A 13,198-nucleotide genomic window follows, 5' to 3' on the forward strand; every position below is an offset into this window, starting at 1 on the left:
TATGGATAATCGTTTAGGCGTCTCAGGACGTATTGCCAAAGCTTTTCAGACTTCAGCGATGACGCCGTTGCTCGCGATTGTTGGGTTACTGATGGGCGTTTTTGCGGTAATGGTTACTCCTAAAGAAGAAGAGCCGCAAATCGATGTGACCTTTGCTGATGTGTATATTCCTTTTCCCGGCGCTTCTCCGGCGGAAGTGGAGAGTTTAGTGACGAACCCTGCAGAGCAGATCATCTCTGAAATTGAGGGAATTGATAAAATTTACTCTTTTTCACAACCCGATGGTGCGATGATTGTGGCTATCTTTGATGTCGGCGTCCCTAGAAACGACGCCGTGGTTCGTATTTATAATAAACTCTATTCCAATAAAGATTGGATGCCAAAAGGCGTTGGGGTGGGCGAGCCGATCATCAAACCTAAAGGCATTGAAGATGTGCCTATCGTCAGCATTACGTTATCCGATAAAACGGGCACCTTGGACAACCAGCAGTTAACGCAAGTGGCCCATGGTTTAGAAACAGAGCTCAAACGCATTGATGGTACACGAGATATTTATACGATAGGTCGCCACCCTACTATTGTTGATGTACGTTTAGACCCCGTTAAAATGAACAGCTTTGGCATCACGTTAGATCAACTGAATCAGCATCTTCCTGCGGCGAACCACAGCTCTCCAATGTTGAAACTGACGCATGAAAATCAGCAGTTTCCCATCCAAATTGGTCAGTTTTTAACAAAAGTTGAAGAAGTAAAGCAATTGGTGATTGGGCTGCATAACCAGACACCGGTATATTTAGCTGATGTCGCTACGGTTCAATTGGGTGTTGATACATCAACCCAACAAGTTTGGACCAGTGATAAGCAAGGTATTTATCCAGCAGTTACCTTAGCCATCGCTAAAAAAGGAGGTGAAAACGCCGTTCGTGTGGCTGAGATGGTTGAAGCTCGAGTTGCAGAACTTGAAAATCAGTTAATTCCACACGGAATCAGTGTTGAAATCACGCGTGACTACGGGAAAACCGCCGCCGATAAAAGCAATACATTGATCGGTAAATTGATTTTTGCAACCACTGCAGTCGTTATTTTGGTGGTTATTGCGATGGGATGGCGCGAGGCTATCGTGGTCGGTATGGCTATTGTTGTCACCTTGATGATGACACTGTTTGCATCATGGGCATGGGGTTTTACACTCAACCGGGTCTCGCTTTTTGCGTTAATTTTCTCTATTGGCATTTTAGTGGACGATGCCATTGTTGTTGTGGAAAATATCCACCGTCATATGGCGTTAGGTAAGCGCAAGCTGGTGGATCTCATTCCTACGGCGGTTGATGAAGTGGGTGGACCCACAATCCTTGCTACCTTAACCGTGATTGCCGCACTGTTGCCAATGGCCTTTGTCTCTGGGCTTATGGGCCCGTATATGAGCCCAATTCCCATCAATGCTTCGATGGGAATGCTGATTTCATTGGCGGTTGCATTTGTCTTTTCACCTTGGTTAGCGGCCAAGTTTCTTAAGCCTTCATCGCATCAAGCACAATCTCAATCAACTCAAGGCATCTTTCACCGAATCATGAATCCTTTCGTGGTCTCGGCTGCACAAAGACGTAACCGGCTTTTCTTGATGCTTGCGGTATTTGCGCTTATTGCTGGCTCCCTATTACTGCCAATCACAAAGGCCGTGGTTTTAAAAATGCTGCCTTTCGATAATAAATCAGAGTTTCAAGTGGTATTGGATATGCCTGAAGGGGCGTCGCTTGAGAAAACGCAACGCGTTTTATTTGAACTTGGCACGGTGTTAAATAGCGTGCCTGAAGTCAGTGGATATCAGATTTACGCAGGTACAGCCGCACCGATCAACTTCAATGGCCTTGTTCGTCATTATTTTATGCGCAATCAAGCCAACCAAGGTGATATTCAGGTGAACCTGTTAGGGCGAAAAGAGCGCGATAAAGATAGTCATACGATTGCAAGTGAAGTACGCCTCAAGCTTAATGAGGTTGCCAGCCGATTTGGCGGTAAAGTCAAAGTCGTTGAAGTTCCACCGGGGCCACCCGTTTGGTCACCTATTTTAGCGGAAGTTTATGGTCCGACACATGAGATTCGGGCACAAGCGGCAAGGATGCTACGCGGGATCTTCCACGAAACAGCGGATATTGTCGATATCGATATGTATCTACCGGAAGTGCATCAAAAATGGCAAGTAGTGATTGATCGCAGTAAAGCGTCACACTATCAAGTACCTTATGCTTCGATAGTCGATGCTTTGGCGACGGCCGTCGGTGGAAAGCCGATCACCTATTTGCACAGTGAGTACAGCAAGTACCCAATCCCCATTCAAGTGCAAGCTAGTGAAAACGTCAAAGTCCGATTAGATCAAGTGTTGAACATGAAAGTAGCGAGCACTGCGGGCAGTGCATATCCATTGTCTGATTTAGTCACTATTCGCCAAACTCAAATGGATGACTACATTGTGCATAAAAACCTGTTACCAATGGTGATGGTGGTGGCGGATATGACGGGTGAAACAGACAGCCCCTTATACGGTATGTTTGAAATGGCGTTCAACATCAATGCACTTGGTCTACCTGTGGAACAGTATTATATCCACCAACCTACAGGGTTAAATGGTGTCGAAATCTTCTGGGATGGTGAATGGACGATCACTTATGAAACATTCCGCGACATGGGCATTGCCTACGCAGTTGGGATGATCCTTATTTACTTACTGGTTGTCGCGCAGTTTAAGTCCTACCTTATTCCGTTGATCATTATGGCTCCAATTCCACTGACGATTATTGGCGTCATGCCCGGACATGCGTTACTTGGTGCTCAGTTCACCGCCACGTCGATGATTGGGATGATAGCACTCGCGGGGATTATTGTGCGTAACTCCATCTTGCTGGTTGATTTCATTAATCAGCAGGTTGAAGAAGGTGTGGCATTTTCCGAAGCGGTTATTCAGTCTGCGGCTGTTCGTGCTAAACCCATCATGCTTACCGCTTTAGCGGCCATGATCGGGGCGGTATTTATTTTAGATGATCCCATTTTTAATGGCTTAGCCATTAGCCTGATTTTCGGCATCTTTGTTTCTACCGTCTTAACTTTATTAGTTATTCCTGTTTTGTATTATACGGTTATGCGTCATTGATCTTTCTGTTCTAACTATTCCCTTGCTCTAACTATAAAAAGGGCGCTGAGTAGTCAGCGCCCTTTTTATCAGCTTTAAAATGTCAGCAGGCAATGGATATTAAAAATGCAGTTTTAAATAGGTAGATTACGGATAAATTCGCTATGATTGTAACTAAAGGTGTTTCATAACAAGAAAAGCGGTGCAAGCTTAATCGTGTTTGAGTCAACCAAACTCCCCAGTTAGGAAAACATGAAACTGAAATCTGCGTTATTGATGATATTTTCTCGAGTGATGGCTGTATTGGCGCTGCAGCTTCCAGTCATCGCTTCTACGGCAGAAGTCGGTGAACCGCTCTCCAGCGAGCATGATCTTTCTCAACCTCTGCTTATTACAAGCTCAGCCAAGTGGAAACCGTATTCGTATATTAATAAGCAAGGAGAGCCTGCCGGAATCTTAGTCGATTATTGGAAAGTCGTTGCTGAGCAAAGCGGGTTCGATGTTGAATTTAAACTAGTAAGCTGGAACGAATCACTAGAGCTGGTTAAACATGGGCAAGCCGACGTTCATGCGGGTCTAATTCAATCACCTGAGCGAGATCTATTCCTCGATTTTGGACCTGAAATTATGGCGATCGAGACGCACGTATTCTTAGATCAACACTTACTCGGTACGGATTTTGACAAAATATTTTCAGGTGAAATCGATATTAAGGTTGGCGTTGTATTGGGTGGCTATGAGGCGTATTACGCAGCTCAATATTTACCTAAATTAAACTTGGTCTACTTTGCCACGAATGAAGATATGTTGTATGCCGCTTCCAGTGCAAAATTAGAAGGGTTTATTAGCGATTATCAAGTCGCTAATCTCTTTATGTTTACAGAAAATAGCCCGAAAAAATATGTGCCAGTTAAGTTTCTCTATTCTGAGCCGTTGCGCTTTGGGGTAAAAGAGGGCAATGACGTTCTTTGGCAGAAGCTCGCAAATGCGACAGATAAGGTATCTGATGCCTCTAAAATGCAGTTATTTAGTCGCTGGATCTACATGGAAACGGTTTACCCAAAATATTTTATCCCGATCATCATTAGCGTAGCTCTGATGGTTCTCTGTATTTACATCTTGATGTTAAGACGCGCAGTCATACATAAAACCATCGATTTAGAGAGAGCAAATCACTTGCTAGAGAAATTGGCGCAAACTGATGAGCTAACAAAAATCAGTAATCGCCGACACTTCCAATCAAAGATAGCAGAATTGCAAGGAACTCCCGTCCCCTTCACCTTATTGGTATTTGACATTGATAACTTTAAGCTAATCAATGATCAGTTTGGCCATGAAGTGGGTGATCAAGCCATTATTCATGTGGTTAGACATGTACAGAGAAAGTTATCCAATAATGACTTTATTGCTCGTTTAGGTGGAGAAGAGTTCGCCATTATTCTTACTCTCTATACCTTTGAAGAGGTCAAATTGAAAGCTCAATATATCTGTCAATCTGTCTATGAAAATCCAATGCGAGTAGCCAATGATACCATCACGCTCAGTATCAGTTTGGGTGGCGCCTATTACGATCTTGTTCCTGATAAAGTCTCACTTACTGTTGCGGACAGTTTAATGTACCAAGCCAAGTCGGCGGGTAAAAATCGTGCTGTAGTTGTTAAAGTCGATCAATGTGCGGATTGAACATTCCTATTAACTTCATTTCGGCCATCTATTATCACTTGGCTCGCCCGAGGACAGTGTTTCAAGAAAAGCCATTCCAAGAAAAGTATGGATGATATTTTTTGGCAACGAAATGACCTCGATTAATCATGAAATAGTGTGTTGGAATTCGACATTCCATGTCGCTAATGTGAGACTTTGTGCCCAAGTCGCGAAAGAGGGAATAAAGAGTATTGCTGCCGCTAATTGACATACACATTTTGATTTTAACATCGCAATACCTCACTGATCGAATCCGAAGGCTTAGCCTATCAGGTTCGGTGAAATTTCAAGAGGAAAAATCAAAAATTTGCAATTTTCATCGTTTCTTTTCTAAGTGAGATCTACTACTCCAAGATCGCATTGATCTTGTTCAATGCTCGGTTTTTATTGATCCAAATCAATACCCTGAGTTGGGAGTTTTCGTTAAATGCACCACAATATATTGTGTCAGTCGGATAATAAACTGCTCTATATAGTGTATTTGTGGATAACTCTGTGAGTATGCTAGGGGTAAGGAGAAATGGTGAAACCTATCGTAATCAAACGTGACGGATCGAGAGCCCCGTTCAACCGTGATCGCATTCAATCTGCCGTGGAAAGTGCAGCTGAACATATTGATAAAGAGATCGCTATTTACGCACTCAATGTGGCGTTGGCGGTAGAACTGAAGCTCAAAGATTACGATGAAGTCCATATCGCCGAGATTCAAACCTTAGTAGAGAACGAGCTAATGCAAGGGCCCTATAAAGCATTAGCTCGTTCATACATCGAGTACCGACACGATCGTGATATCGCGCGTGAAAAGCAAAGTGCCTTGACGCAAGAGATTGAAGGCCTTATCGAAGAAAGTAATGCCGATCTGCTCAATGAAAATGCGAATAAAGACGGCAAAGTTATCCCAACGCAGCGTGACTTACTGGCTGGTATTGTGGCGAAACACTACGCTAAAACCCGCATTTTACCGCGTGATATTGTGCAAGCGCATGAAGAGGGTGATATCCACTATCATGACTTGGATTACGCTCCCTTTTTCCCAATGTTTAACTGCATGCTGATTGATTTAAAAGGCATGCTCACTCATGGCTTTAAAATGGGTAATGCGGAAATTGATACGCCAAAATCAATTTCAACCGCCACCGCAGTGACCGCGCAAATTATCGCTCAGGTTGCGAGCCATATTTACGGCGGCACCACCATCAACCGTATCGATGAAGTGCTTGAACCTTATGTGACAGCCAGTTACGACAAACATTTAGAAATAGCAAAAGAGTGGGATATTCATCATCCCGAAGCCTTTGCTATGTCCCGTACAGAAAAAGAGTGCTACGACGCATTCCAGTCACTTGAATATGAAGTCAACACTTTGCATACCGCGAATGGGCAAACTCCGTTTGTCACTTTCGGCTTTGGTCTAGGGACCAGTTGGGCCTCTAAATTGATTCAACAGTCAATTTTGAAAAATCGCATTGCTGGCTTAGGCAAAAATCGTAAAACGGCTGTATTCCCTAAATTGGTATTTGCCATCAAAGATGGCTTAAATCATAAAGCGGAAGATCCAAATTATGACATTAAACAACTCGCATTAGAGTGTGCGACCAAACGCATGTACCCGGATATTCTCAACTACGACAAAGTAGTTGAAGTTACTGGTTCATTCAAAACCCCAATGGGTTGCCGCAGCTTCTTAAATACCTATGAAGAAGGTGGTGAGCTGATTCACGAAGGGCGGAATAATTTGGGGGTAGTCAGTCTCAATTTACCTCGTATCGCGCTGAAAGCGGGCCGAAATATTGAACAGTTCTACACATTACTCGATAAAAAATTAAAACTGGCTCGCCGTGCTTTAGAAACTCGCATCAGCCGCCTTGAAAAAGTCAAAGCACGCGTCGCACCTATTTTGTATATGGAAGGGGCATGTGGTGTTCGTTTAAAAGCCGATGATTCTATTGCCGATATATTCAAAAATGGCCGAGCATCTATCTCTTTGGGCTACATCGGTGTGCACGAAACCATTACTGCACTCTATGGCAGTGATACACATGTTTATGATGATAGTGAACTGCGAGATCGCGCGTTAGATATTATTAAATACCTGAAAGGGGCCGTTAACCAATGGGCGGAAGAAACCGGTTACGCATTCAGTTTGTACGGTACGCCAAGTGAGAATCTCTGCAGCCGTTTCTGCCGTATCGACACCAAAGAATTTGGTGTGATTGAAGGCGTAACGGATAAAGGTTATTACACCAATAGCTTCCATTTGGATGTGCAAAAGAAAGTTAATCCATACGATAAGATTGATTTTGAGATGCCATATCCAGAGGTTTCAAGTGGTGGTTTTATCTGTTATGGAGAGTTCCCGAATATGCAGAAAAACATAGAAGCGCTTGAAAACGTTTGGGATTACAGTTATAGCCGTGTTCCTTATTATGGGACCAATACGCCAATTGATGAGTGCTATGAATGCGGTTTTACTGGCGAATTTGAGTGTACGAGTAAAGGGTTTACCTGTCCTAAATGTGGTAATCACGACTCATCCAAAGTCTCCGTAACCCGCCGCGTGTGTGGCTACCTTGGCAGCCCAGATGCTCGTCCGTTTAACTTCGGTAAACAAGAAGAAGTTAAACGTCGCGTTAAACACTTGTAAGTGATAGTGAGTAACCTGCTGGCATGAATTATCACCAATACCATCCGATTGATGTTGTGAATGGCCCGGGGACGCGTTGTACGCTGTTCGTCTCCGGCTGTGAACATCAGTGCAAAGGATGTTACAACAAAGGGACTTGGTCGCTGCATTCTGGCCACACTTACAATGAGCAACTAGAGCAGCAGATCATCACCGATTTGAACGACACGCGCATCAAGCGCCGAGGCTTATCCTTGTCGGGTGGCGATCCCTTACACCCGCAAAACCTTGCTTCTATTTTGCCGTTGGTTAAACGAGTAAAGACTGAATGTGTGGGGAAAGATATCTGGTTATGGACGGGATATACCCTAAACGAACTCAGTGATGCTCAAAGACAAGTCATTGAATATGTTGATGTCTTGATTGATGGAAAATTTGAACAGGATAAAGCCGATCCAAGCTTAGAATGGCGAGGCAGTGCCAATCAAATAATCCATCAATTTAAACTGTAAAAATTATGTATCTAGTGCTAACTTGAAGGTCATTACTTGAATTTCAAAGGGTTGTGACCTTCATGTTTTCACATTTACCAACACCAACACTCGATCCAATACTTTCATTATCGGTTGCATACCGCAACGATCTTCGCAGCGAAAAAGTTGACCTAGGCATTGGCGTTTATCGTAATAGCCAAGGAGAGACGCCGATTATGCGCGCTATTGCCAAAGCGCAAGAGCACGTGATTGCCACACAAACCACTAAATCGTATGTTGGACTTGCTGGGTGTGAAGAGTTTAACCAAAGCATGGTGAACTTATTATTGTCTGGCACTTCAGTGCTTGATCGTGTGGCTGCGATTCAAACGCCCGGAGCAAGCGGTGCGCTGCGTATGCTCGGTGACTTAATGCACGTAGCACAACCAGAAACGACGGTGTGGATTACTGACCCAAGTTACGTCAATCATAAACCTGTGATGGAAGCGGCGGGTTTAAAAGTGAAATATTATTCTTACTTCTGTCGCGAGACTAAGCAAGTCGATACTGCACGGATGCTTGATGATTTATCGCAAGCAGGGCCAAAAGATGTGGTGCTTATCCATGGTTGCTGCCATAACCCAACTGGCGCGGATATTGATTTCGCCGCATGGCAAGCGATCACCAGTCTTGCGCAGAAAAATGGCTTCATCCCTTTTGTTGATGTTGCCTACCAAGGGTTTGGTGAAGGTCTTGAAGAGGATGTGAAAGGGCTGCGTTTTATGGCAAACAACGCCGAAGAGATGTTGATCACCACCTCTTGTTCAAAGAACTTTGGTCTCTACCGAGAACGAACTGGCGCCGCGATTGTTGTCGGTAAAAACGCACAAGATGTAGCGAATGCAAAAGGTAAATTACTAACGTTAGCCCGTTCGACCTATACTATGCCGCCCGATCATGGTGCTGCACTGGTGAAAACTATTTTACAAAATCAAGCATTAACCGCGATTTGGAAGCAAGAGTTAAGTGAAATGCAGCAGCGTTTGTTAAACCTGCGTCAAACCTTGTGTAATTATTTGAGAAATCAGCACAATACTTCACAATTCGATTTTATCGAAAGTCACAAAGGGATGTTTACTGTGCTAGGCTTTACTCCAGAACAGATGGCTCAGCTACGTGATCAATATGGAATCTATGGGGTAGGTGATGGCCGAATTAACATTGCAGGCTTATCAGAACAACATATTCCGTATGTTGCTCAAGCCATAGTGAATGTCTCTTAAATATTTATCAGTTTGATTAGGTGGGTCAATGAAACAACACTTGAAACTTATTGCTCTTTTAATGTTGAGTACTGGTTTGATGGCATGTAGTACGCTAAAGCAAACCTCAACACAACCAGAGCAAAAGCCAAAAGTTGAAGAGCCAAAACAACAAAATACTGAGGCACAAAAACCGGTTGAAAAACCCTCGAAAGAGCCAGTGGTGGTGAAGGCCAAAAAAACCTCTGATGGTAAGCTTATTTTGGGCGAAAAAGAGTGGGTTTATGTGCCGAGTTTGAACGAAAGCTTCAAAGCGCGTATCGATACCGGGGCGGCCACCTCTTCAATTAGTGCCGTGGATGTTGTTGCTTTTGAACGCGATGGAAATGATTGGGTCAAGTTCAGGATTGAACACGATGACATCAAAAGTGATGAGATAAGTTTACCTGTTGAACGCTGGGTCAGAATTCGGCAATCCAGTGCAGAGGGGACACAAAGACGTGCGGTCGTTGTCGCTTGGATTGAAATTGGTGATCTCAAAGAGAGAACCGAATTTACGCTTGCCGATCGTACACATCTCACTTACCCACTGTTACTTGGTCGTAGTTTCTTTAAAGATGTAGCGCTTGTTGATGTGAGCCGAAAGTACGTGCAGGATAAACGTAAATAGAGATACCTCCTTCTTAGCTCAACTTAACAGCCAGCACTTGTTGCTGGCTTTTTCTTACCTTCAATTCCCTAGTTGTAACAGCAGTCTTCATTCCTCATTACTTTATTCGATATTTGCTCAATAAAATGATGCGCTGTGTTGAATAATGTTTGAAAACCATTGTGTTAAGTTTGTTAAAAAGACGATGGCGTCTAAAATGAAAACATACCACCTGCATTGGTAAACCTAAAAGGTGTTAACTCAGGATCTGATATACAAAACACTGCTTAAACCCACGCCGAGCAGTGATATGACTGCTAATAAGGAAATTGTCTATGTCTGAGCATCAACAAGCTGAAAGTAAATTTAGATTAGTGACACGCAGCGATTTTGATGGGCTGGTTTGTGCCGTGTTGCTCAAAAAACTCAACCTAATTGACGAGATCGTATTTGTTCACCCAAAGGATATGCAAGATGGGAAGGTGACGACAACTGAGCGTGACATTGTCACTAACCTGCCTTATGTCGCTAATGCTCACTTAATTTTTGATCATCACCTATCGGAAACTATTCGCAATCAAGGTGAAAGGCCGAATCATATTATTGATCCAAACGCGCCGTCTGCCGCGCATGTAGTATGGCAATATTATGGCGGACTGGATACGTTTCCCTCTCAGTGGCAAGAGATGCTGATTGCTGTCGACAAAGGTGACTCCGCGCAGTTTACTCGGGATGAAGTGCTTGATTCTGCGGGATGGAATTTACTGAATTTCCTGATGGATGCAAGAACAGGTTTAGGGCGCTTCCATGAATTTCGTATCTCCAATTATCAGTTAATGATGGATCTTATCGACTACTGTGCGAACCACTCCATTGCTGAGATTCTTGCTCTGCCGGACGTTCAAGAGCGAGTTACTTTGTACCGTGAGCATGAAATTCTATCTAAACAGCAGATTCAACGTTGTGCCAAAGTCTATAAAAACCTTGTCATTCTTGATTTGACGGGCGAAGAAATTATTTACGCGGGGAATCGGTTTATCATTTATGCCTTATTTCCCCAGTGTAATATCTCGATTCACAAAATGTGGGGCTTTCAGAAGCAAAATATCGTGTTTGCTACGGGGAAATCTATTTTTGATCGTGGCTCGAAAACCAATGTGGGCGGATTAATGCTCAAATATGGTGGTGGAGGCCATCAAGCGGCTGGAACGTGCCAAATTGCTCTTGAAATGGCCGAGCAGGTAGAAAAAGAGCTGATCAGCCAAATTACCACAGATGGTTAAAGCCGATGAAGCCCTGCATGGCAGGGCTTTTTATCTCATCGCGGCGTTTTCTATACGTTTCGTTCCTAAAACCACAAAGTTACCAATTCTTATTGCGACGCACCACTTACCAGCAATGCCAAGTTGTTTCGTTATAATTGCAGCTTGGGGTTTCGTAAATCTTATTTTTCTCTATACTTACCCAAGTGACTGAATTATTAATAGTTTACACCGATGGAATGTCGCGAAGTTATCAATGGAAGGATTCTAGTATGAGAAAAATTAAGCCTACGCTGTTAGGTGTGACTGTGCTGCTGATGAGTGCTTTGGCGACTGCGGATGTTGTAGAAACCACAACATTATCCGGCGTTGGGCAAGCCAAATATCCCGCCAATTTTTCTCATTTCGATTATGTTAATCCAAGCGCACCTAAGTACGGAAAAGTAACTTATGGCGAGGTAGGTACTTACGACAATTTTAACCGCTTTGCTTCCCGAGGCGCTCCGGCGGCAGGCAGTGGTGAGCTTTATGATTCACTGATGTTTGCGCCCAGCGACGAAATTGATACCTATTATCCATTGATTGCTTCTAAAGTTCGTTATTCTGATGACTATTCGTGGCTAGAACTAGATATCAACCCGAACGCACGTTTTCAAGACGGTAAACCGATCACCGCGCAAGATGTTGAGTTTACGTTCAACAAGTTCATGACAGAAGGAGTGCCTCAATATCGACTGTTTTACAAAGCGGTTAAATCGGTAACGGCGATCCATCCTTTAACGGTTCGTATTGAGATGTCAGAACCTAATAGAGAAAAGCTTTTTAGTTTGGCTCAATCAACTCAAGTGTTGCCTAAGCACTATTGGCAGGATAAAAACTTAGCAGAACCATTAAATGAACCGCCAGTCGGCAGCGGTCCTTACAAAGTCGTACGTTATCAAACTGGGCAGAGTGTCACTTATGAGTTGCAGAAAGATTATTGGGCTGCCAACTTACCAGTCAACATTGGGCGGCATAATTTCAAGCAGATCCAATACGACTATTACCGCGACGATACCGTAATGCTTGAGGCATTTAAAGCTGGGGAATTTGATATTCGCCAAGAGAGTTCGGCGAAGTTTTGGGCCAGCTCATACACTGGATTGAACTTTGATAAAGGATTCATCAAGAAAGAAGCGATCGCGCATAATAGCCCAGCTTCAACCCAAGGTTTTGTATTTAATATTCAACGAGAAGTGTTTAGTGATCCGAAAGTGCGCGAGGCTTTGACCTATGCGATGGATTTTGAATGGATGAACAAAAATATGTTCTACGATCAATATTCACGAACGCGTAGCTATTTTCAAAACACAGAGTATGAAGCGAAAGGTCTTCCCTCTACTGATGAACTTACTATTCTTACACCACTAAAAGATAAGATCCCAGAACGTGTTTTTACCCAAGAATACCAACCACCAGTGACGGATGGGTCTGGTCGTATTCGTCAACAACTACGAGTCGCTTTTCAATTGCTCAAAGAGGCGGGGTGGGAGCTGAAAGATAAAGTGATGACCCATAAAGAAACGGGTAAAGCGTTTGAGTTTGAGTTATTGATCTACAGTCCGACCACGGAACGCATTGCTATTCCTTTGCAAAAAAATCTAAAAAAGCTTGGTATCGAGATGAAGATTCGCTCAGTGGATACCACACAATATCTTAAGCGTTTGCGCGATAGAGATTTTGACATGCTTTCGTCGGCCTATGCGGCGAATCCTTACCCAAGTCCTAACTTGTTGATTATCTGGAATTCAAACTACATCGATTCCACGTACAATCGTGCTGGAGTGGCAGACCCAGTTGTCGACTTCCTCACTGAACAAATTGCCGCCAATCAAGAGCATCCAGAAAAATTATTGCCTTTAGGCCGAGCATTAGATCGCGTTCTACAATGGAATTTTTATCTGATCCCACAGTGGTATCTGAGCCAATATCGTATCGCAACTTGGGACAAATTCGAGCGCCCTAGTGTGATGCCAAAATATGATATTGGTCTTGATACTTGGTGGGTTTCGGAGCAGAAAGCGCAATTGCTACCAGAAAAACGCCGTTAAGAGGATGC

At 43.5% G+C, this 13,198-nt stretch carries 8 protein-coding genes; all 8 read left to right on the top strand.

Going from position 1 to position 13,198, the window contains the following annotated elements:
* The first annotated feature begins 1 nt into the window (after position 1).
* The 8 genes from AACV32_RS13110 (at position 2) to AACV32_RS13145 (ending at position 13,190) form a co-directional block, all read left to right on the top strand.
* Entirely contained in the window at positions 2–3,148 is a 3,147-nt protein-coding gene (locus AACV32_RS13110) for an efflux RND transporter permease subunit (protein WP_026028506.1), read from the top strand.
* 231 nt (positions 3,149–3,379) lie between these two features.
* On the top strand, positions 3,380–4,810 hold the full coding sequence (locus tag AACV32_RS13115) for a transporter substrate-binding domain-containing diguanylate cyclase (RefSeq protein ID WP_017049596.1): 1,431 nt from the start codon (positions 3,380–3,382) through the stop codon (positions 4,808–4,810).
* A gap of 544 nt (positions 4,811–5,354) precedes the next feature.
* Positions 5,355–7,475, top strand: a complete 2,121-nt coding sequence (nrdD, locus tag AACV32_RS13120) for an anaerobic ribonucleoside-triphosphate reductase (protein WP_026028505.1) — start codon at positions 5,355–5,357, stop codon at positions 7,473–7,475.
* A 23-nt stretch (positions 7,476–7,498) separates the two neighbouring features.
* Positions 7,499–7,966, top strand: a complete 468-nt coding sequence (gene nrdG / locus AACV32_RS13125; protein ID WP_017049595.1) for an anaerobic ribonucleoside-triphosphate reductase-activating protein — start codon at positions 7,499–7,501, stop codon at positions 7,964–7,966.
* A gap of 62 nt (positions 7,967–8,028) precedes the next feature.
* The gene (locus tag AACV32_RS13130; RefSeq protein WP_170895229.1) at positions 8,029–9,210 is read left to right on the top strand and encodes an amino acid aminotransferase; all 1,182 of its coding nucleotides are present in this window, start codon (positions 8,029–8,031) and stop codon (positions 9,208–9,210) included.
* A gap of 28 nt (positions 9,211–9,238) precedes the next feature.
* The gene (locus tag AACV32_RS13135; protein ID WP_017049593.1) at positions 9,239–9,859 is read left to right on the top strand and encodes an ATP-dependent zinc protease family protein; all 621 of its coding nucleotides are present in this window, start codon (positions 9,239–9,241) and stop codon (positions 9,857–9,859) included.
* A gap of 314 nt (positions 9,860–10,173) precedes the next feature.
* Positions 10,174–11,121 (top strand): exopolyphosphatase, encoded by a 948-nt coding sequence (locus AACV32_RS13140; protein WP_038148427.1) that lies wholly within the window; start codon positions 10,174–10,176, stop codon positions 11,119–11,121.
* A gap of 251 nt (positions 11,122–11,372) precedes the next feature.
* Positions 11,373–13,190, top strand: coding sequence for an extracellular solute-binding protein (locus AACV32_RS13145; RefSeq protein WP_249339494.1), 1,818 nt, complete (start codon positions 11,373–11,375; stop codon positions 13,188–13,190).
* The last annotated feature ends 8 nt before the right edge of the window (positions 13,191–13,198 follow it).

Source organism: Vibrio sp. B7 (genome assembly GCF_963888765.1).
In the GTDB taxonomy this organism is placed as follows: Bacteria; Pseudomonadota; Gammaproteobacteria; order Enterobacterales; family Vibrionaceae; genus Vibrio; species Vibrio anguillarum.